This is a genomic window from Haloarcula litorea, from assembly GCF_029338195.1.
GTDB classification, from domain to species: domain Archaea; phylum Halobacteriota; class Halobacteria; order Halobacteriales; family Haloarculaceae; genus Haloarcula; species Haloarcula litorea.
Genome location: NZ_CP119780.1, coordinates 165,427 through 186,187, shown reverse-complemented (window position 1 = coordinate 186,187; position 20,761 = coordinate 165,427). Strand labels below are relative to the sequence as shown.

The window sequence follows — 20,761 nt, the reverse complement described above, 5'->3', positions numbered from 1 at the left end:
GACGTGCCACTACGTTTCTCCGTCCTCGGCATCGAGCGCGAGCAATCGCCCCTCGCGACCCCCGGCACAGTAGCCACGTACACGATTCCGTCAGCGACCGTCGGAGTCCGAGCTCCGGTTTCGGCCGATCTAGCGGTGCTCGCTGTCGGTGTCGATAGCCACCAGGTCGTCACGAGAGAACGGCTTTCCAGCGGGGGCTGGGTGAATACGCCAGTCGAGAGGTGTGGGTATCCGTCGAATCCGACTCCGGTCGCTCACCCCAATACTAGTTCTGGAACCAATATGAGGAGAACGATCAAGACGGCGAGGATACCGAAGCCGAGTAGTCGCAGGACTCCTGCTGACCGCTGCCGGTTCGGGGGGAGGGATTCCGCGATCCCGGAAAACGCGAACGCGATACCCAAAAACAGCATAACGTGGGGGCCGTCGAGTACAATACCGAAATACACCCACCCGAGGAGGCAACCGAGCGAGAAGAGTGAGAAGACGAGACCCTTCCGCCGTCCGTCTGGCTCACGAAACAACATCCGTCGGATCGCCACCACACCTACCGACAGAAGCGTGTCCCAATAAACCGTTCGGCTGGTCCGACAGAAGGCATATATGGAAGTGGTATCGTCGTCCGGTATGGTCCGTTCCGCAGTCCGTACCGGCCTCTGTCTACTACTCGGGATCTTCGCGGGGCGCGTCCTGGGCCCTCTATTTGTGCCTGACCCGACGGGGCCGCTCGCGACTGTCCTGACGGTCGTCGTAGCGGCAGTCGGTACTGTCGTTCTCTACCGCTCTGACTGGTGGCGTGAACTGGGGTCAGTCCCATAGTGGAACAGCTGTACGCGTTGACCTGATCTGTGAGACGTGTCGTCATCGCGGGTTGGACCCCATCACCGAGAGCGGCCACGGTCTCCTCTCGGCGGCGCAGCGGTGTGCCGCCCCCGACGGCGAGGAACGTAGGGAGTGGCATCGCGCCCGTGACGAGCGCGGTTCCGGTGGTGAGCCGACGGTGTATCGGATCGAGGGCCGCTACTCACTCGGGGAGCGAAGTGCCGGCCGCCTGCCGGCGTCGAACCCGGCGGACTACCGCATCTGGAATCGCGCCGATTGCGAGGTTCCGGAGCCGACAGCCGAGCGTGGACTGTATCGTGCCGAACCGACCGAGGCCACGAGATTCGGCGCGTACGCGGTCCGCGCGAGGCTTGCGCTCGGACTCGTAGGCGTCGAAAGCACGCTCGTAACCGTCGGACGTGGCCAGGGCGTCGGCGAGCAACGCTCCGTCCTCGATCGCCTGTGCAGCGCCCTGGCCCGCGAAGGGCAGCATAGCGTGAGCGGCGTCGCCGGCGAGGACGACACGGCCTCGTGACCACGTATCGAGCGAGGGCAGATCCTCGAGCGCTGTCAGAACGAGGTCGGTTGGGTCGAGCCCGTCCAGAACTGCCGGGATCGGTTCGGGGTAGCCGGTGAGGCGCTCCCGGAGCGCCGACTCGACCGCTTCGGGGCCGGCGTGGTCGCCAGTGAGCGGTCCGGGTGCGGTCGCGAACCAATAGAACCGGCGCTCGTCGACGGGTGCGCCGCCGGTGTAGGTGCCGTCACCCCAGATCTCGAACCCCTGCGTCCGGTACGGTTGGGGCACGTCCAGCGTGACGAGTGCGCGGTAGGCGACACCGCCGAGCGGGCGGGGGTCGACGCCGGGAGCGACGGCGTCGCGGACCGTCGAGTGGATGCCGTCGGCCCCGAGGAGCAGGTCGGGCCTAATTTCGGTCCCGTCGTCGAAGCGGACCACTGGCGGGTCGGTCCCGACGACGGCCGTGCAGTCCATCCCGGTTCGAACGGTGGTGTCCAACTCGTCGAGGAGAATCCGTTGGAGGTCGGCACGGTGAACGGCGACGAACCCGTACCCGAACTCCGGACGCTCCACCTCGTTCAGGTCGAACCGGGTCAGATACGGGCCGTCCGGCGATCGGAGTCCACCGCCTTCCAGTTGCCTCCCGGCGTCACAGACGGCGTCGGCGATCCCGAGACGGTCGAAGACGAGCATCGCGTTGGTCTGGAGCAGGATGCCGGCACCGACCGGTCGGTACTCGGAAGCGGCCTCGTACACCGTCGGCGAGAGACCGCGCTGTTCGAGCGCGAGTGCCGTGGTGAGCCCGCAGATGCCGCCGCCGACGATAGCGATCTCCCGGTCCGATCCGTCGTCGGCAGGCCGGGTCACTCGCGTCTGCTCCGACGGCATCGCCTCCGGCGATCGTCGTCGTTCCATATGCGAACAATCGCCCGCAGGAGGGAACGATCTGGTGGGGGTTATCCGCGATCTTTTAACTTCGGTGACCGAGTGGGTTCGGTATGCGGTACGTGACGATGCGTCTGTCCCCAACTGGGGGAAACGGGTTTCACCCGTTGGGAGAGCGACTCGCCGAGGAGCCGTCGATACAGCGAGAGGCGATCCACCACGTGGAGTTTCTCGACGACGAGACGGTTCTGACACTCGCCGAGGGGCGCGGCGATCGGGAGCGCTACGAGGGCATAATGTCTTCGTCGCCCGCCGTCGACGGGTACGTGGTCTCGGGCGACGAGCGATGGATGGCAGTGAGTCAGTTCGAGCCGACCGACGAGGTCAGACGGCTGCTGGAGTGGCAGCGCCAGGCCGACATCGTCGTGGAGACGCCGATCCCCTTCGGTGCCGACGGAGCCCAACGCGTCACCGTTCTGGGCGAGGAGTCGGCGCTCGGGGAGATATTCGACGAGGCAGCGGGCATAGACGCCCTCTCGGTCGAGATCGTCGAGACCGGGGAGTACGACCCGGAGGCACGACGCTTCACGCGGTCACTGACGAACCGCCAGCGGGAGGTGCTGGCCGCGGCCGTCGAAGTCGGGTACTACCGAGCACCGCGCGAGGCGACACACGCAGACGTCGCCGAGGCGGTCGGTCTGTCCCCGTCCACCGTCGGCGATCATCTCCGGAAAATCGAGGCGGCAGTGTTCGAGTCCATCGTCCGGTGAGTTCTCCATCCGGCGACTCCCGTCGGTCGACGGACACCCCCTCACCGAGCGCCAGCGGAGGCCGCCAACAAGCCGAGTCCACCCAGTGCAATCGACACCCCGTACAGCAGGACGGCTGCACCGATCACCCGGCCGACCAGGGTCGTCGCCTGAGACGGACGAGTGACTCCGCCCCCGACACGTCCGGGTCGTCGCTCAACTGTTCTTCATCCCGTACCCCCACCGACGAAGCACGGCCTCCGGCTCGATCCCCTCCGCGCCCGCGACGATGAGCGCCTCGACGACGTCGGTCTTGTACACCCGCTCCTCGAACTGCGACTCGACGTCGGCGACGGCCTCGTCGATCCGGTCCTCGGTCTCGGACTGGATGAACATCGGCTGTTGGCTCCGGCCCTCCTTGACGCTCTCCCGGCGGTACTTGTAGGGGAGTTCGGAGACGTTCGCCGCCGCTCCTCCCTCGATACCGGCCGACGCCTCGTCTGCCACGTCGGTGTCGCTCGCAGCGTCTCCCGACGTGTCCTCGGCCTCCGGTGGCTCGTCCGCGAAGGGGTCGTCCCCGGCACCCGACTTCATGCTGGAGCCTCCGCCGTCGCGCGCAGGTCGGCCGCGAGCCGTTCGAGTTTCTCGAGCGTCTCCAGCTCGTAGTCGCGCTCCCGCTGACGGTGTGTCTCGACGTACTCGAACGCCGAACACTGCTGTCGCCAACACCCCTCGAACAGTGACCCGCGCTCGTGGAGCACGACCGGGACGTCGTACCCCTTGCGTCGGATCTCGTCCAGCATATCTTGCTGGTCGTTCGTCCGGGAGAAGTTGTTCGGGACGATCGCCAGCACGCCGACGTTGATGGCCAGGTTCTCCTCGAGTCCCGGAACGAGGTCCTCCAGTCCCTGGACGCTCTTGAACCCCTTCCCGCTGGGCTCGAACGGCACCACCAACGAGCGCGTCGAATGTATCGCGTTATACAGTTTAACGTCGGCCGTGGCCGGCGGATCGATGATCAGCGTGTCGTACTCCTCTTGGACGTCGTTCTCCCGAAGGACCCGGAGGAGCTGGACGTTCCGGTTCCAGTTCTCCCCGAAGTCGTTGGCTTCCTCCTCGCGCCGCTGGAGGTGTTTCGCGAGCATCTCCAGGCTGTTGTGTGCCGGGATGACGTCGACGCCCTCGCTGGTCTCGATCAGGTCTTCGAACTCACCACGCGGCCGTTCGACGAGGTGTCGAACCAGCGAATCGGCGGAGCTGTCGTCCCTGTCGTCGTCGACGTCGAGCAGGTACGACAGTGACGCCTCCTGTGGGTCCAGATCGATAACCAGGACGTCGCGTCCCGCTCGCGCGTCCGCGACCGCGAGGTTCGCCGCGAGCGTCGACTTGCCGACGCCGCCCGCCTCCGAGTACGTCGTGTAGGCCAACATATCTGCTGCGATGTGACGCTTCGATATAAAGCTCAGTCAGACGATCCGGCTAGATGATGCAGCTGGCTCGCACAACTATACAAAATAGCTATTTTACTCAACTATACTTTTCAGCTATACTTCTTGACTATACACCCCAACTACACAAGCCACCGATACGTTGTGGCTGTTAGATCCGGCTGGCCACCAGAGGAGATCAGTCCACCCACACGGTACAGTTGTTCCGCGAGGCGGGAGCGTCCAGCTGCGTCAGAGAGTGGCACTGACCGTCGACACGGTCGAACGACGCGATACGATCCGCTCACGACGGGGGCTGTCCTCGTTCGACGGCGAACGCGTCGGCGAGTTTTTCCCGCATAAACTGTCGCCGGAGCTCGCGCCGACGCTCCTCGGAGAGGTAGTCGTTCCAGACGACGTCCGCCGACGCGCTCCCTTGCTCTTCAGCCACTTCCCGTACCTGGTGGTCGACCAACTGCTCGACCGTACTCGAATAGCGGTCGTACCAGAACCGACGGCCCATCTGTGGAACGGGAGACTGACCGCCGATCTCGTTCGGGAGCGCGGCACGATCGGCGAGGTCGTCGAACCAGTCGAGGATCGTCCCCCGAGTCCGATGGCCGCTCTCGGCGCGGGCCGAGGGGAACAGATAGCCGTTCCAGTCGCCGGTGTCGGCGAGCTCCGTGATCCTGTCCTGGGCCGCCTCCGCACCGTAGACGACAGCTACGGACCCCGGCCCGTTCTTTCGCTCGTCGAACTCGATTCGAGGTTGTGCTGCGTCGAGGCGGAGCTGTGACCGATGGAGCGCGGCTACCTCGCCGGATCGGAGACCCCAGGCACACAGGGCAACGACGAGGAGTCGCTCTCGCGTTCCAGTCGCAGCGTCGTACAGCGCACGGACGTGTTCGGGGTCCAGCGGTGGGTTCTCGGTGCGCGAGCCTCCGCCGGACCAGTCGTAATCGAGCCCGTCCGTCGGATTGAGCGCGGCCTCGCGCCGGCTGACGAGCGTGTCGTACCACGCCGAGGTCGACTTGTAGATCCGGCGGAGTGTCCGTCGGTCCACGCTGTGATCGAGCGCGTCGAAGGTGTCCCAACAAGCGTCCACTGCTTCGGCAGGCGGGACGTCAGAGGCCCGCCCGACCGGGGTCAGTACGTCGCTGGTATCGTTCACGTCCGCGTACGCTCGAACGTACCGGGCGAGTCGGTACCGGTGGGTACGGACCGTCCGGTCACTCCAGGAGAGGCGCTGTCGCTGTCGGTCGAGATAGCGTTCGAGTGCATCGACGGTCGGCTGGTGGTCGATCTCCCAGTCGTATCCCGCTGGTTCGAGGCCGAGGTCGTCGCTCCAGAACTCCGCGAACGTCCGGTCGTGATACTCGCGTAACGCGTAGACGAGGCCACGGAAGCCGTTGTTCGAGAGCCACTCGTGGGACGGTCGATCCGACCCCGGATCCATCCCGTGGGCCCGCATCGCCGGCGCGACAGTCTCCCAGTAGGCGTCTTCGAGCTCCGAGCGGTCCAGCAGCGTCCAGGAGGGCGTCTCTCGTTCGCGATGTGGATCTGAGCCGCCGGATTTCGGCATACTGGGCGGAACAATACGAAAACGTATAGGTCTTGTGGACACTCTGACTGCACGAGTCTGTGTACTCAACGGTTCAGACCCATCGTGAAAGACGAATAGTCATAAACCACATATCGCTATATCTAATCGATGCTGTACTCCTCGTTTTCAGAAGACCCGGGAACGCGGTTCTTCCAGCGTCGCGAGGTGCTGTTTCTGCCCTGTCGGTCGTCGTAGGCACCGAAACGATTCCCAGCACGCCGACGTTGATACCCAGCTCGTGTTCGGGGCCGATTTTGTTCCAGACCCTCGATGGTTGGCGAGCCCTTGCCCGAGAGTTCGGTCGGGATGAGAATGTTACTCGTACTGCAGAGACCGTTCTTGCTGCGACTTCCTCGCTTCTCAGACTCGCTGAACTAGACCGTGACGATGATCTGACCAAGTCAAAATCGTAACCGAGATGTGCTGTACGAACGTGATTATCTCGAGCGACGGGCGAGAGCGGGCGAATGACAAGAGTGCGTGACAACGCCGACCTCGTCTTCGTCATTCCACCACCGACACGGTCAAGCAGACTGTTCAGCTTGCATATAGGCGTCTATCTTCTCGGCGAGTGTGAGTGCGAACGTCTCATCGTTGATGTTCGCCTCGATTTCGAGTAGTTCGATGTCTTCGTCGAGATGCTCACGGAGCGCCTCGAACAGAGCGGCGTCGGTGTCGGGGTCGTGGAATTCCTCACCCTCGGTGTCGAGCATCGAGACTCCGTTGAGTGGTAGTGCGAGCGCAGTTGATCCGGTCGATGCGTTGAGCTTCTCCGCGATGATCCGTCCGAGCTCGGCGTTCTCTTCGGGCGTGGTCCGCATCAACGTCACTTGCGGGTTGTGGATGTGGAACGTCCGTCCGTCGAACTCTGTCGGGACCGTCTCCCTGGGACCGAAATTGACCATATCGAGGGCGCCGGTCGAAACCACCTGAGGAATCCCTCGTTCTGCGGCGGCCTCAAGCCTGTGTGGGCCCGCGGAGAGGGCCCCGCCGACGAGTTCATCGGCCCACTCCGTCGTCGTCACGTCGAGGACGCCGTCGATGACGCCCTCCTCGATCAGGTTCTCCATCGCACGCCCGCCCGTTCCGGTGGCGTGGAAGACGATGGTCTCGTAGCCGCGGTCTTCGAGCCACTCACGGGCGGTCTGTACACACGGAGTCGTGACACCGAACATCGTGATGGCGATAGTGGGCCTGTCTTCGACCTCGATGTCGGGGTCGTTAGAGACCATCCCAACCACCGCGAGCGCCGCGTTCGAGATGACCGTCCGCGACAGTTGATTGAGTCCCTCGATATCGGCCACGGAGTACATCATCGCGATGTCGCTCGACTCGACGTACGGTTCGGTGTCACCGGAGGCGACGGTCGAAACCATAAACTTCGGCACACCGACAGGGAGAGCACGCATCGCCGCAGTCGCGATCGACGTGTTCCCAGACCCGCCGAGACCGAGGATTCCATCCAGTTCGTCCTCCTCGTGGAGACGTGTCGCGATCTCGGCCGCGCCCTCACCCATAGCCTCGATGGCCTCGCCCCTGTCGCCCGCGTCTCGCAGCGATCCGAGATCTCTGCCTGCAGCCCTGGCGACAGCGGCAGCGGTGGTATCGGGCGTGATTTCCGGGTCGTCCATCACGCCGGTATCGATCAAGTGGACATCGATTCCCTGGGCCTCGATCACGTCCCTCGCGAAACCGATCTCCTCACCCTTGGTGTCGAGAGTGCCGACGATGACGACGCTCATCAGTGATCACATCCGATCGGAGTCGCGCTCATCGGAAATCTATCTCCTTGAACTCGCGGGCCTGCCCCTCGATGGCCTCCTCCGTCGGCAGGCGTTCGATACTCGAAGCACCGAAGAAGCCGACGATCCCCTCTGTGTTGTTGAGCACGTACTCGGCGTCGTCCGGCCACGCGATCGGCCCCCCGTGGCAGATCACCATCACGTCGTCGTTGACCGCCTTGGCGGCGTCGTGGTGCGCCTGGACCCGTTCGGCGGCGGTGTCCAGATCTAGCGCCGTCTCGGCGCCGATGTCACCCGAAGTTGTCAGCCCCATATGCGAGACGACGACGTCCGCGCCGGCCTCGGCCATCGCACGGGCCTGGTCCTCATCGAACACGTACGGACACGTCAGCATCCCTTGATCGCTGGCCTCACGGATCATCTCGATCTCCTTATCGTAGCCCATCCCGGTCTCTTCGAGGTTCTGTCGGAAGCTACTGTCTTCATCGATCAGCCCGACCGTCGGGAAGTTCTGGACGCCGGAGAACCCTCGCCGACGGAGGTCCTCGATAAACACCTCCATCTCACGGAAGGGATCAGTTCCGTTGACGCCAGCCAGTACAGGGGTGTCCTCGACGACCGGAATTACCTCGTTGCCCATCTCGACGACGATCTCGTTCGCGTCACCGTACGGGAGGATTCCGGCGAGGGATCCGCGACCGTTCATCCGGTACCGTCCGGAGTTGTAGATGATCAACAAGTCGACGCCACCACGCTCTGCGAACTTCGCCGAGATACCGGTTCCCGCTCCGGCACCAATAATCGGTTCCCCGCTGTCGACAGTCGAGCGTAACCGTTCTAGCGACTCACTTCGTGGAAACTTCATACACGTCTACCGTTTGCCGCGGTCGGGTATTCAATATTGGGGTCACAGATAGGGAATCACGAGAGCCGGAGAGACAGAACGGGGCAATCGTTGTCGGTCTAACGGGCGATGTCGGCGATGTCGACTCGCTTGAGGAGGACCATCACCGGAATGAAGATAACGACGAGCAGCAGGATCGAGAGTGCGGACGCCACCGGATAGTTGAGTCCGTTGTTGATACGTAAGTAGATGAGTGTCGTGACAGTGGCCTGTCCACCGGAGAGGAACTGTGGAATGAGGAAGTTCCCGATCGAGAGCACGAAGACGAAGATAGATCCGATCGCCACGCCGGGCTTGCTCAGCGGCCAGACGACGTTCCGAAAGGTCGCGAGCGGTCCACCGCGGAGTGTCTCGGACGCACCAAGTAGGTCTTCGTCGATCTGTGAGAGAGATATATAGATCGGAGCCGTCATAAAGACGACGTAGTTCTGCAGGTACGCGACGAGCTGCGAGAAGGGGGAGAACAGCAGCCACGACACTGGCTCGCTCGTGATTCCGGATGCCACCAACAGGAAGTTGACGAACCCGGTCCGCCCGAGGATGGGGAACCACGCGAGCGTGCGGATGAGTGCTGACGTCCAAAACGGAATGACAAGGAAGAGCAACAGCAGAATGCCGCCGTTCTCTGACGTGTAGAAGCGCAGGAAGTACGCGACCGGATAGCCCGCCAGCAAGCACGTGACCGTGACGACGATCCCGATTGTGAGTGTCCGGATGAAGACGCTCGCGACGGTGCCGGAGAACGCACTCCCCAACCAGTTGCTGAGCGTGAACTCCATCACGACGGAGTAGGATTCGTACGTCAGGAAGCTGTAGACGAACACGACGACGAGCGGAACGCCGAGAAACACCGCGAACCAGAGGACCGTCGGTCCCGTCAGCAGGTGTGCCTCGGAGACCGCAAACGGGAACCAGTCTGGGGACTCACTCTCTGCGGACTGGTCCTCAGTTGTGGCTGACATACGTTCCTCCTTTGTGGCCAGTCTTGGGCAGTCGGTGGTCGGTACACTGCTTTACCGTAGTGGAGTAGTGTATCAATTTCATTCTCCGAGAATATCCGTTTCGAGATCGGTTCCAGGGACATTGCTGATCTCTTCGAGGAGCACTGTGTCCGATCTGCCCCAAGAGATCGTGATCTCGCCGGTCGGATCGGCGATATCGTCGAGCAGTTTGACCATCACCGTCTTCTCCCCCTGCTCTCCGTGGACATCAGCTACGATCTGTGTTCCGGATGCAGGGTGATGGATGACGTCACTCACCCGACAGTCGAGCGTATTGCCATCATCCTGTCCGAGTGACACGTGATGTGGACGGACCGAGAGAGTGACTTCCTCGCCGAGCAGTTCTGTCGGTGGAGAGTTCAGGTTCGCGGTCGTCGATTCGATCGTGCCGAAGGCCGTCTCGACAGTGGCGACCGATTCGTCGTCCGACAGCGAGACGATCTCGCCCGAGAACGTGTTCGAGTCGCCGACGAACGTCGACACGAAGGCGTTTGCGGGCCGGTCGTAGACATCTTCGGTCGTTCCCGAGTGCTCAACGACACCGTCGTTCATAACGACCAGCTGGTCACCCAGCCGCATCGCCTGGTTCTGATCGTGTGTCACGTAGACGAACGTCGTGTCGAACTCGTGGTGGATCCGGAGTAACTCTCGCTCCATATGCTTCTGGAGCTTGTAGTCAAGGTCGCCGAGCGGTTCGTCGAGCAAGAGGAGCTTCGGTTCTAGCACGAGGCTCCTCGCGAGAGCGACCTGCTGTTGCTGGCCCGCAGACAATTCTTCCGGGTTTCCATCCAGAAACGGGGTGAGATTCAGGACGTCGGCGACCTGTTCGACACGGTTCGCCATCTGTGATCCGGACACGTCCGTTCGCTCCAGTCCGTACCGGATATTTCCCCGAACGGAGAGGTGCGGGAAGAGCTGGAAATCTTGGAACACCAGGCTAATATCCCGTTGGTAGGTGGGGAGATCGGTGATATCCTCGCCGTCCAGCCGGATCGACCCCTCTGTGGGGTCGACGGTACCGACAATCGAGTGGAGTGTCGTGGACTTCCCGCATCCCGACGGGCCGATGATGACACAGAAGTCGCCGCGAGCGACCGAGAAGTCGATGTCGTCGACCGCCAGCGTCCCGTCGGGGTACACCTTCGTGAGCCCGGAGATCTCGAGGATCGTCTCGTCGTCCTGTTGTCGTTCGTTACGCTCCGTCGTCTCGGTGATCGAGTTCGACTGCATATTACGTTTGGATGATGTCTTCGACGGTGACAGAGTCCGCCGCACTGAGCGTCTCGAAGTACTGTGCGTCCGCTGCGTCCCACCCGACGGGGACGCGTTCGCCCGGATCAGAGCCGTAGTCCCGATCCGTTTCGTCGATCAGGAACTCGCGCGTGAGACTGTCGGGAAGTACGGCGTGCTCGACTACTTCACCGGTGTAGGTCGAACCCTGATAGGTCATCTCGATCGTGTTCTCGCGATCATACGCTTCATCTCCGATCGTGATCCGCTTCGGCCGGATCAAGACTACCCCTGTCTCCTCGGTGACCGGTCCCCGTGGTTCGGCCGTGATCTCGCCCAGTTCGGTATCGACCGTAACCGACCTGTCGTCGGCGTTTCGGACCGAGGCCGCCAGCGCGTTCGAGTCGCCGACGAATCGGGCGACGAATGCCGATTCCGGCGAGTTGTACACCTCCGCGGGTGAGCCGATCTGTTCGATCTGCCCCTCGTTCATCACGATGAGACGGTCTGCGAGCTTTAGAGCCTGATCCTGGTTGTGTGTGACGTAGAGGAAGGTGCTACCGAGGTCCTCGTGGAGGCGACGAATCTCGATCTCCATTCGCTTCTGGAGCTTATAGTCGAGGTCAGCGAGCGGGTCGTCGAGCAGGAGAAGGTCGCGCTCGCAGACGAGTTGTCGGGCGAGTTCGACGCGCTGTTGTTGGCCACCACTCAGTTCTCCGGGAGTGTTCCCCCTCGTCGCTTCGATGTTGAACAGTGCGAGCATCTCGTCGACACGATCCTCGATTTCGGGCTCGGAGACCTCCGACTGCTGCTGTCGCAGTCCGAACGCGATGTTCTCGGCGACCGTCTTGTGCGGGAACAACGTGTCCTCGAACTCCTGGAACACGTAGCCGAGGTCACGCTCAGCGACCGGTTGGTCGGTGACGTCTCGGCCGTCGAACTGAATCTGACCTCTCTCGACGTCGACGAGCCCGGCGACGCAGTTCAGGAGCGTCGTCTTCCCACAACCACTCGGCCCCATCACCACGCAGAAGGCCCCGCTCTCGACCTCGAGCGTGATGTCACGCAGGACTGTTTCGTTACCGAACGACTTCTGTACGCTATCGATTCGAACGTTTCGTGCGCCCATTATGGTAATCCTTGACGAAGCGACGTTTAATTCTTTTCCTCTCGTTCAGTTCGTCTGTGAGCCCTTCAGGACCAGATATCCCCCGACGGCCAACAGCAGCGTCGAGACGAGTGTCGTCACGCTCCCGAGGGCGAACAGCATCGGCGTCGGACGTTGCGAGCCAGCGATGGAGAACACCTGAAGCGGCATCGTCGTGTCGGAGCCCAGTAGGAGGATACTCCGGGTCCCCTCGTTGTACGACAGTGTGAAGGCGAACACGGCGGCCCCGAGAATGGTCGGCGCGATCTGTGGAAGAATCACCTCGCGGATAGTCGTCCACCGTCCGGCACCGAGGACAGAGGCAGCCTGTTCGTTCTCCGCTAACGTCGGGGGAAAGCCAGCAAGCAGAACGATGACCGCAAACGGGAGCGTCCAGACGACGTGAACGGGCACTGCGAGCCAGAGCCCCTTCTCGAACCCGAGTAGTTCCACCTGGAGGAGCATCGCACCGACCCCGTAGGTGATGCCGGGTGTGATAATGCCCAGAATGAGCAGATACAGGACCAACTGCCTCCCACGGAAGTCGTACCGATAGGCGAGTGCCGCAGCAGTTCCGAGGACGGTGGTGATGACGGTTACGACGGATGCGAGCATCAGCGACCGGATGATCGACTCGATGATGGCGGTGTTCGAGAACAGTTGTGTGTACCAGTCGGTCGTGATGTCGGTGAAGGGGAACGTGAGTCCCCCACTGTTGAACGAGAAGACGATCAGCGAGATGATCGGCGTGTAGACGTAGATCGTGATACACACGAAGTACAACAGCAGGACTCGACGCGCACTGGTCACCTGTTTCATACTCTCGAGGAGTGACCCGTTGGTACGGTTCGCCGAACTCGTGGCCATACTGGGTTTCACCGGGCCGGAGAACATAAAACCCACCCTCGAGGGGGAAAGTTTCTTTACCGAGAGCGATCGGTTGTCGTGTATATGACAGTCGGAGATCTGCAGGAGCCCGAAGACGAACGAGACGAGATATCGTTCCCCGAAGCGAATATCGCGGGGATCCGGCACATCACAGGAACGGTCCAGTCGACGCTCGGACCGACGCCGAGGGACAAACTCCTAGTCAGTACCGGGGACGATACGTCCGTGGTGTCCGACGCCCCTGATTACGAGGTGACCAGCGACGGTGCCACGATCCTCGAGCTGCTGCCGCTGGAGCATCCCATCGCCGAGATAGCCCGCGACATCGCGGGACCCCGTCGCCCGGGAGAGACGGACATCGACGGAGAGGACATCCCCGACGGGGTGACGACGACGCTCGTCTTTGCGAACGCGCTCCTGAGGGAAGCACAGGCGCTCCTGGACAAGGGACTCCATCCGCGAACGGTCACGCGTGGATACGACAAGGCACGCACCTGTGCACGCGAGGCTGTCGACGACCTGCGTCGATCGGTCTCCGAATATTCTGGGGACGGACTACACGCCTGTGCTCGTACCAGTATCACCGGTAACGACATCGGTGGCAAAGCGGACACGTGGGCTCGATTCGCCGTAGATGCCGTTCGGACGGTCGGTGCACCCGACGAGCGAACATTAGCAGTGCGACAGACGAGCGACGGCGCTATCGACGACTCGCGACTCGTGAAGGGCGCGGTCCTCGATGCGAACTCGGTGGTAGACTTCCGGATGCCACGATCGGTCGAGGAGGCAACCGTTCTCGCGATCGGTGGGTACGAGCGGGGCGGTCTTCGGGACCCGGAGATCGGAGACCGGTACGTCGCCACCCCGGAATCGGCCGCCGACGTCGACGCCTTCCGGGACCTGTTCGGCGACAACCGTGCGGAGATCATCTCCGAGATTCGGTCGACCGGTGCCGACGTCGTCGTGACCAGACTCGGAATCACACCCGAATATCAGGCGATGCTTGCCGACCTCGGAATCGTCGGAATCCGGAACGTCTCTCGGCTTGACCTCAGACAGGTCTGTGCGGCCACCGGCGCGTCCCTGGTGAAAGACCCGGAAGACTTCGCTACAGCGGATCTCGGCCACGCCGGGCACGTCACCGAACAGACGGTCGGTTCTCGACGTGACGAGACTGGGTCGAGCGAGATGGTGCTTTTCGAGGGGTGTGATGACCCGGACGCCGTCGCTGTTCTCCTACGTGGAGTGACCGATCGATGGGGTGAGCTGGCGACGACACAGATACGGAAGGCGGCGAACGCCGCCGCCATCGCTGCGGGAGAGACGACCCTCCCGGCAGGCGTCGTCCCAGGCGGCGGGGCGACGCATATGGCAGTGAGCAGACGGATCGGATCGCGAAGCGCCGGCGAAAAGTCGCGCGAGCGCCTCGCACTGACTGCGTTCACGAACGCACTCACGCGAGTCGTCGGGACGCTCGCGTCGAATTGCGGTCTCAACCCCATCGACACGGTGACGACACTCCGGCAGCGACACACCGGCGGAGAGACGACGACCGGGATCGCCGCACCGCCTGGCCGGATCGACGATGTGTGGCAACAGGGCGTCCTCGATCCGGCCGGTCTCCGAGAGCAGCAGTACCACAAGGCTACCGAAGTAGCGAATCTGGTCCTCCGGATCGACGACAGTCTCGACGCGACGTTCAGCGAGGTGCCGGACTCCCCGGACGATTCGATTCACCCGGCGGCCGCCGAGCGTCACGAAGATTACCGCGCCGAAAACGAGACGCGCTGGGACTGAACCGTCCCGTTCTCGCACACGGGTGGCGTAACATTCGGCCTCGATGGGCTCTCTAAGAAGGATGCAACACCGTCTCTGGTCGAGTGGGACGGACAGTGTAGAACACCATCGGCGTCTGGCTCTCGATAAAAATGAAGTAGCGAGGCAGTCGCTCCGCGCTCAGGCAGACTCGAAGTCAGCCCAACGTTCGTTCATATACTCGGCGTTGTCAGGGTACTTCTGGATGAATCCGATCGAATCGATTCGAGTCTCGATATCCGGCCCGTCGCGCTTCTGCCCGTCGGGTGACGGATCGCTCTCTTCCATCGACCAGTCGTACTCCATCGGGTCGAACAGTGCCGGCTGTTCGACGGATTCGTACGTTCGCTCTCCTCGATACGCCCAGTCGTAGTATTCCGGCCCCATACCCTGTCCCGTCTCGTCCGAACCGTCACGGACGAGATCGGTGTTGGGGTAGTGGGGGACACAGTACTCCCACTGCTGGATGAAGCCGGGGAACCACGCACCGTAGTGCATATCGAGGAGTTCAGTCGCCTCGGCAACGTTGTTCCGCTCGTTAGCGCCCGGCTTCAGTGGCGCCATACCGCCGAACCACGACCGATATCCCTGAACGCCCTCGGTCATATTCGCGTACTCGCACGGGGTCCCCTCTCTGCGGACGTCGATACAGGCCGGTCGGTAGAGGTCACCGATCCACGCCTCCTCGGACGCCATCAGTGTCACCGACTCGCCGTACGAGGTCCACGTCGATCGGAACTGTCCTTCCTGCTTCTCCTTGATGAGGAAGTCGATGATCGTGTCGATCTGGTCCTTGCTCGGGTTGTTGAGGTTCCCGCGTTCGATGTCGATCATATCGTTGTCGAAGAGGTGGAGGACGGTCTCCCCCATCACCACCGTCGGGATCGCGTCAAGGGCAACCCGGCCCTGGTACTCGTCTGCGAAGAGCGCCGACCACTCGCTCACTTCGTCGATGTGCTTGGGGTTGTACGCCGGCCCGTCGAACGCATAGACGTACGGCGGCCAGCGGAGGTCCTCCATCGTCTCCGGATCCTCGTAGATCAGCTCGTTCATCGCCTCGGCCTGTCCGTCCAGGTACGAGACGCGCTCGACCGGGTTCGTGAAGAAATCGGAGATGTACTCCGACTCCCACCGATCGAGGTCGGAGGGAGACACAGCGTACGTCGCGTCGTTGTCCAGTACCATCGCCGATCCACCAGGGCTGTCGTTCGAGACGATGTCGAAGTTCGACCGCCCCCCGCTCAGAATCCGACGCGTCGTCTCGGGGATCGCGGCGTTGGTGATACTGGTCTCGATACCGGTGACCTCTGTGTACTTGTCACCCTGTCCGCCGCGGACGCCCCACGCCGGCCCCATCCACTTCAGCGGGCGAGTTCCGTCTTGCATACCGCCCGAGCCCCCGCTCGTACCGTCACCGTCGGTGCTACCGTTTCCGCCGCCGTTTCCTCCGTTACCGCCATCGTTGCCGTCCCCAGAGCAGCCTGCCAGCGCTGCACTGGCCATAGCCCCTCCGGCGAACTTCATAAAGTTGCGCCTGTTGACTCCCGACATACGACATTTGCTAAACCATACCAGTTACAAAAGGTTTTGGGCTTTTTACCGATAGAGTGTGTGGGGGCCGCGAGGTCGGTTGTGATTTTGCTGCACCACCCCACCGTCTCACTGCGTTCGATGCGTTACTCCCACCGTCCTCGCAGTTGTCGCACGTTGGGTCGGTCCGGTCTCCGCTCCCGAAGAGATCCAGTTCTACAGCACCACCGTCGAGACGAGTGTGAGGTCATATTTCCCAGTACGGTTACTGAGCTGTATACATCGAAACGGCTTGTGGGTGATCAACAGCTGTCATCGGACAGAACACAGCGCGGATCGATCCGACCCCGAGCCGTCCTCACCGTGTCTCTGGACCGTGCTGAGTCGGCCGATATGACATTATTATTTCATCAAAATGTCGTGGACGACGACAGGCGGACTCGGAGTTGACACAGCTCGTCTCGTGGAAACCACGTCGCGGGCACTGGTCACATTATGTGAACCGATTGTTGAAAGTCCACAGGTCGGTGCTCGGTACGTACACTGACTGGACGTCTCAGCGGCGTCAGCGGGACACTCGAATAGGTGTTCGCATAATGTGATGGTAATTAATGTACGTCTCTCGCAGTCTCAGACACCAGCTCAGTCGCCGGATCAGATGACTCTACGGTGTTGTCCGGTCACCTCGACACCGACGCCTCTTCGCCCCGTGTCGGCTACTGCGAATTTCGCTTGTCCCGTTAGGGATTTCGATAACAAGCGTACGTGTGTTACTCTACTGGGCAGAGTCCCATACTCCACTAAAAAACCGAAACCCCGACGATCCCCACAATATTAGCCTACAGTTTTTCAGGGCAGGACGGAGTCACTGCAGTGTAACGGTTGTATAACACACGTACATACATTATTCTTCGACCGGTCCCCGTCAGATCGATCGTGCACTTCTCGGGATAGCGGCAGTGAATCATCGCCTCTCAAGTGGTGGCTGAGTAGTCACGCCTGGAGTGCCGATTCGAGCGAACGAGCGGAGTCGAGCAACTGCTCGGCCAGTTCTTGCTCGATTCGGGACTGATCGACGCGGTACTTCGGACCGCCGACACTCAGGCCACCGATGATGTTTCCCTCGCCGTCGTGGACCGGTGCGCCGACGGCGACGAGTCCGGGTGCGAACTCCTCGTCGACGGTTCCGTAACCGCGTGCCGCGATCTCCGCCAGTTCCTCGAAGAGTCGATCGCGATCAGTGATCGTCGCTTCGGATTCCTGTGGCAGACCCCACTTGTCGACGATGCGTTCGACTTGGTCGTGGTCGAGTTCGGCGAGGATTGCCTTGCCCGCCGCTGTGTTGTGGAGGTAGTACTCCGAGCGGTAGTTGATGTCGCTCTCCTTCGCCGCTGCGTCACCGGAAGTCCCGTAGAACATAAGTAACCGTCCGTGCTCGAAAATGGTGAAGTTCGTCTCTTCACCCGTCCTCTCGGCCAGCTGCTCAACCTTCTCTTCGATGGTCGCGTCACTGGGGTATCGATACCTGACCTGCTCGCCCAGCAGCGCGAGTCTGAAACTCACCTTGTATGTACCGTTCTCCTTGACCAGATATCGCTTCTCGCGAAGCGTGTTGAGGTGGCTGTGGATAGAACTCTTGGGGCTCTCCACCATCTCGTCCAGCTCCGCGAGCGTGAGTCCGTTATACTCCAGAATGAGAGTGAGTATTTCGAGTGACCTCCGCGTGGTTTTGAGCGTTCGCCCCTGCGGTTCGTCGATCATACACCACTGTTTGTGATGGTAGATAAATAACCGTTATCATAATGCGAATGGCACGATCTGATAACGACGTTCGCATAATGAGAACGGTGAGTCGGACCAGTAGCCCGCTATTTCTGACGAGGACCCGACGGACGTTCGTCTCGGAATCGTTAAGTATACGTGTTTTGATACTTTCTTCAGTGACTCCCGAGCACAGACTTACCCCCTGGCGAGACCACGTCGGCACGGAAAACTGGTGTCATCCCCATCGCTACGGAAAACGTCCGTATAGTGCTCAGTGTGCACGCTGACGAGTAGTGTTGCGAGATACGAAAGGTTTTACAGCACAGTCTGTGTTACCGGGTCCTATGGATGACTTCTCACCCCTCGATGAGGACGTGAATCGACACGAGGTATCGCCCGAGGAGAGCCAACAGTACCGTGAGATGGTATCAAGCATCCAACGACTCACGGGCGTCGGTGTGTGGTCCTACGATGTGACTACTGACGAGATGTGGTGGAGTCACAAGGCCAAAGAGATCCACGGCGTTGATCCGGAGCGAACGTTCTCTTTCTCAGAACTCGTCTCTCACTACACGGAGACTGGCGAGTCACGCGCGACGACTGCCTTCGAAGCAGCGATAGCGGACCAGGAGGCGTTCACGATCGATGTGGGACTCGTCGGTGAAGGGACGACAGAGCACTCGATACGTATGCACTGTGATCCCTGTGTAGAAGAAGGCGAGACTGTGTCTCTCCACGGTGCCGTTCGAGACATCACCGACGAGAAGCGACGGGAACAGCGTATCGAGGTACTCCGGGAGACCAGCCAGGAGCTCCGAAAGGCGAGTTCCCGTCAGGAAGTCGCCGAAATCCTCGCCGACGCTGCCAAGAACATCCTCGGACTGGTCAATACGACTGTTCGGCTGGCCGATAAGAACACCAACACGCTCCGGACTATCGAAGCGACGGAAGAGTGTCTGGAGCGGGCCGGCGACAGGCCGAACTACGACATCGACGAGGAAACGCCCGCAGCACGAACCTACCGGACTGGTGACCCAGAGATCCACACAGACCACGAGATGACCGAAGACGATCACAATCGTGGCGAACTGCGGTCGGGGCTGTACGTCCCGATCGGGAACCACGGCGTGCTCAGCGCCGGCGACATAGTCGTCGACGCCTTCGAGGAACACGATCTCGAAGCCGCGGGTCTCCTCGGTCAGCTCGGCGCAGAAGCGATAACGCGCATCGGGTGGGCGAAGCGATCGAGAGCCGTCTGAGTGTATCACGCGTGTGGCCGTTGTCGTCTACCCGCTGCTAGTCGCGATGATACAGCTATATTTGCCTGTACAGCCGGGTATTAGTGATGCCCATTACTCTGTCTGTCGTGTCTTATGAGCGTCGAAAGGCACTACGAGAGGGAGTTCGTCCGAACGTTCTTCACCTCGCCGACGGCAGTCGACGGCGAGGACGACACGGCGAAGATGATTCGAAGTGCGGCACAACTCCGTGGGATGGAGGCCCCAGATGTCTGGGTCCCCGACAACGAGGACGCTACTGCACCCAATATGCGTGCGGAAGGTGTCCAGAACATCGTCGAGGTCGTCGCCGAACACGGCACCGACTTCCCCGGTGAGATTCACCCGCGTGTCGTCTGGCACCGCGAGTCGCCGACGACGCGGTATCAGGGGTTCCAGCAGATGCTGGAGGTCGCTGACCCGGACAACGGCGCTGTCGAACACATCGACGGGTTCGTCATCCCGGAGGTCGGCGACATCGACGACTGGAAGAAAGCCGACGAGTTCTTCACCATCATCGAGAACGAACACGGTCTCGAAGAGGGGAGCCTCTCGATGTCGGTGATCGTCGAGAGTGGTGAGGCAGAACTCGCCCTCGGCGACCTCCGAGCGGAGATGGGCAAACCTTCGAACAACCTCGAACGCCTCTTCCTGCTCGTCGACGGCGAGGTGGACTACACGAAGGATATGCGCGCGATGACGCCCACAGGTGAACTTCCGCCGTGGGCCGAACTCCGTCACAACACCTCACGGGGAGCCAGCGCGGCCGGTCTCATCGCTGTCGACGGCCCGTACGACGACATCCGCGACGTGGAGGGCTACCACGAGCGGATGGCAGACAACCGAGCGAAGGGGATGACGGGTATCTGGTCGCTGACTCCCGGGCAGGTCGTCGAAGCGAACACGGCCCCGTTGCCGCCCGAGACCGGCCGCTGGCTTCTCGACGTTGGTGATCGTGAGGTCGAACTCGAAGAGGTGAACGGTCAACAGGTGTACGACGACGACGCAGTCTCGCTGGAACAGACGGCAGACGACGAGTACGACCTGCACATCGGAAACGAGGAGCATCGCCTCAGTGAGGACGACCTCCGCGAGGAACTACTGGACCGGACGGCGTACGTCCCGAGTCTCAACGACATCGTCGACTCGATGGAGGAGTTCGAGGCTGCCAAGGAGGCAGGCAAGGGCGCTATCGCGATGACCAGGGCCGCGACGCTCGTCGTCGATGGAGTCGAGGTAGAAGTCACGAAGGACCGGATGTGGGACGAGGCGACCTATCAGGCCGCGCAGACGCCTGTCACGTTGTTCCAGGACGTCTACGACCATCGTCCCGACCAGCACGAGGCTCTCGAAGAGATGTACGGCAGCGATGTCGTGGAGCGTGCGACAGACGTCGGGAACTGACTCACACGGAACCCGGGTCTCGGTTCGAACAGCAGGTCCGTAGCGGCGTTGCTCTT

Annotated in this window: 17 protein-coding genes; 4 read left to right on the top strand and 13 right to left on the bottom strand. The window is 61.6% G+C overall.

From position 1 onward, the window contains the following. Positions 1-254 precede the first annotated feature (254 nt). Together P0592_RS18650 and P0592_RS18645 are read right to left on the bottom strand one after the other, a co-directional pair. Entirely contained in the window at positions 255-545 is a 291-nt protein-coding gene (locus P0592_RS18650) for a DUF8011 family protein (RefSeq protein ID WP_276273995.1), read from the bottom strand. A gap of 479 nt (positions 546-1,024) precedes the next feature. Further along, positions 1,025-2,254: an FAD-dependent monooxygenase gene (locus P0592_RS18645; RefSeq protein ID WP_276273994.1), complete on the bottom strand. Its 1,230-nt coding sequence runs from the start codon at positions 2,252-2,254 to the stop codon at positions 1,025-1,027. 137 nt (positions 2,255-2,391) lie between these two features. Between P0592_RS18645 and P0592_RS18640 the strand changes: the two genes are divergently transcribed. Next, positions 2,392-2,994 (top strand): helix-turn-helix domain-containing protein, encoded by a 603-nt coding sequence (locus tag P0592_RS18640; protein WP_336406679.1) that lies wholly within the window; start codon positions 2,392-2,394, stop codon positions 2,992-2,994. Between the two features lie 195 nt (positions 2,995-3,189). Here the strand turns inward: P0592_RS18640 and P0592_RS18635 are convergent, their stop codons facing one another. The 9 genes from P0592_RS18635 to P0592_RS18595 all read right to left on the bottom strand — a co-directional run bounded on the left by P0592_RS18635 (position 3,190) and on the right by P0592_RS18595 (position 12,894). Next, positions 3,190-3,567 (bottom strand): DUF7970 domain-containing protein, encoded by a 378-nt coding sequence (locus P0592_RS18635; RefSeq protein WP_276273992.1) that lies wholly within the window; start codon positions 3,565-3,567, stop codon positions 3,190-3,192. After that, positions 3,564-4,403: a ParA family protein gene (locus P0592_RS18630; protein WP_276273991.1), complete on the bottom strand. Its 840-nt coding sequence runs from the start codon at positions 4,401-4,403 to the stop codon at positions 3,564-3,566. The genes P0592_RS18635 and P0592_RS18630 overlap by 4 nt, the downstream gene beginning before the upstream one ends. 301 nt (positions 4,404-4,704) lie before the next feature. After that, entirely contained in the window at positions 4,705-5,982 is a 1,278-nt protein-coding gene (locus P0592_RS18625) for a tyrosine-type recombinase/integrase (protein WP_276273990.1), read from the bottom strand. 545 nt (positions 5,983-6,527) lie between these two features. Continuing rightward, entirely contained in the window at positions 6,528-7,745 is a 1,218-nt protein-coding gene (locus P0592_RS18620) for a Tm-1-like ATP-binding domain-containing protein (RefSeq protein ID WP_276273989.1), read from the bottom strand. Between the two features lie 28 nt (positions 7,746-7,773). Continuing rightward, the gene (locus P0592_RS18615; RefSeq protein WP_276273988.1) at positions 7,774-8,610 is read right to left on the bottom strand and encodes a phosphoenolpyruvate hydrolase family protein; all 837 of its coding nucleotides are present in this window, start codon (positions 8,608-8,610) and stop codon (positions 7,774-7,776) included. Positions 8,611-8,708: 98 nt separating this feature from the next. Then, positions 8,709-9,611 (bottom strand): ABC transporter permease, encoded by a 903-nt coding sequence (locus tag P0592_RS18610; protein WP_276273987.1) that lies wholly within the window; start codon positions 9,609-9,611, stop codon positions 8,709-8,711. Positions 9,612-9,689: 78 nt separating this feature from the next. Next, positions 9,690-10,880 (bottom strand): ABC transporter ATP-binding protein, encoded by a 1,191-nt coding sequence (locus tag P0592_RS18605; RefSeq protein WP_276273986.1) that lies wholly within the window; start codon positions 10,878-10,880, stop codon positions 9,690-9,692. Position 10,881: 1 nt separating this feature from the next. Beyond that, positions 10,882-12,009: an ABC transporter ATP-binding protein gene (locus P0592_RS18600; protein ID WP_276273985.1), complete on the bottom strand. Its 1,128-nt coding sequence runs from the start codon at positions 12,007-12,009 to the stop codon at positions 10,882-10,884. 45 nt (positions 12,010-12,054) lie between these two features. Continuing rightward, complete coding sequence (locus P0592_RS18595; protein WP_276273984.1) at positions 12,055-12,894, bottom strand: ABC transporter permease; 840 nt, start codon at positions 12,892-12,894, stop codon at positions 12,055-12,057. 84 nt (positions 12,895-12,978) lie between these two features. Between P0592_RS18595 and P0592_RS18590 the strand changes: the two genes are divergently transcribed. Beyond that, positions 12,979-14,712, top strand: coding sequence for a TCP-1/cpn60 chaperonin family protein (locus P0592_RS18590; protein ID WP_276273983.1), 1,734 nt, complete (start codon positions 12,979-12,981; stop codon positions 14,710-14,712). A 159-nt stretch (positions 14,713-14,871) separates the two neighbouring features. On the opposite strand, the gene P0592_RS18585 is transcribed toward P0592_RS18590, so the two are convergent. Both P0592_RS18585 and P0592_RS18580 read right to left on the bottom strand, forming a co-directional pair. Beyond that, positions 14,872-16,281: a substrate-binding domain-containing protein gene (locus P0592_RS18585; protein ID WP_276273982.1), complete on the bottom strand. Its 1,410-nt coding sequence runs from the start codon at positions 16,279-16,281 to the stop codon at positions 14,872-14,874. A gap of 972 nt (positions 16,282-17,253) precedes the next feature. After that, complete coding sequence (locus tag P0592_RS18580) at positions 17,254-18,021, bottom strand: IclR family transcriptional regulator (protein ID WP_276273981.1); 768 nt, start codon at positions 18,019-18,021, stop codon at positions 17,254-17,256. A 425-nt stretch (positions 18,022-18,446) separates the two neighbouring features. Between P0592_RS18580 and P0592_RS18575 the strand changes: the two genes are divergently transcribed. Both P0592_RS18575 and aceB read left to right on the top strand, forming a co-directional pair. Next, on the top strand, positions 18,447-19,283 hold the full coding sequence (locus P0592_RS18575) for a GAF domain-containing protein (protein ID WP_336406684.1): 837 nt from the start codon (positions 18,447-18,449) through the stop codon (positions 19,281-19,283). 114 nt (positions 19,284-19,397) lie between these two features. Then, the gene (gene aceB, locus P0592_RS18570; RefSeq protein ID WP_276273979.1) at positions 19,398-20,705 is read left to right on the top strand and encodes a malate synthase AceB; all 1,308 of its coding nucleotides are present in this window, start codon (positions 19,398-19,400) and stop codon (positions 20,703-20,705) included. Positions 20,706-20,761 lie beyond the last annotated feature (56 nt).

What these genes read in the sequence shown, in the direction of transcription:
- P0592_RS18645 (WP_276273994.1), bottom strand. Translation starts at nt 2,254, where the DNA reads ATGGAACGACGACGATCGCCGGAGGCGATGCCGTCGGAGCAGACGCGA.
- P0592_RS18635 (WP_276273992.1), bottom strand. Translation starts at nt 3,567, where the DNA reads ATGAAGTCGGGTGCCGGGGACGACCCCTTCGCGGACGAGCCACCGGAG.
- P0592_RS18630 (WP_276273991.1), bottom strand. Translation starts at nt 4,403, where the DNA reads ATGTTGGCCTACACGACGTACTCGGAGGCGGGCGGCGTCGGCAAGTCG.
- P0592_RS18625 (WP_276273990.1), bottom strand. Translation starts at nt 5,982, where the DNA reads ATGCCGAAATCCGGCGGCTCAGATCCACATCGCGAACGAGAGACGCCC.
- P0592_RS18620 (WP_276273989.1), bottom strand. Translation starts at nt 7,745, where the DNA reads ATGAGCGTCGTCATCGTCGGCACTCTCGACACCAAGGGTGAGGAGATC.
- P0592_RS18615 (WP_276273988.1), bottom strand. Translation starts at nt 8,610, where the DNA reads ATGAAGTTTCCACGAAGTGAGTCGCTAGAACGGTTACGCTCGACTGTC.
- P0592_RS18610 (WP_276273987.1), bottom strand. Translation starts at nt 9,611, where the DNA reads ATGTCAGCCACAACTGAGGACCAGTCCGCAGAGAGTGAGTCCCCAGAC.
- P0592_RS18605 (WP_276273986.1), bottom strand. Translation starts at nt 10,880, where the DNA reads ATGCAGTCGAACTCGATCACCGAGACGACGGAGCGTAACGAACGACAA.
- P0592_RS18600 (WP_276273985.1), bottom strand. Translation starts at nt 12,009, where the DNA reads ATGGGCGCACGAAACGTTCGAATCGATAGCGTACAGAAGTCGTTCGGT.
- P0592_RS18595 (WP_276273984.1), bottom strand. Translation starts at nt 12,894, where the DNA reads ATGGCCACGAGTTCGGCGAACCGTACCAACGGGTCACTCCTCGAGAGT.
- P0592_RS18590 (WP_276273983.1), top strand. Translation starts at nt 12,979, where the DNA reads ATGACAGTCGGAGATCTGCAGGAGCCCGAAGACGAACGAGACGAGATA.
- P0592_RS18585 (WP_276273982.1), bottom strand. Translation starts at nt 16,281, where the DNA reads ATGTCGGGAGTCAACAGGCGCAACTTTATGAAGTTCGCCGGAGGGGCT.
- P0592_RS18580 (WP_276273981.1), bottom strand. Translation starts at nt 18,021, where the DNA reads ATGATCGACGAACCGCAGGGGCGAACGCTCAAAACCACGCGGAGGTCA.
- P0592_RS18575 (WP_336406684.1), top strand. Translation starts at nt 18,447, where the DNA reads ATGGTATCAAGCATCCAACGACTCACGGGCGTCGGTGTGTGGTCCTAC.
- aceB (WP_276273979.1), top strand. Translation starts at nt 19,398, where the DNA reads ATGAGCGTCGAAAGGCACTACGAGAGGGAGTTCGTCCGAACGTTCTTC.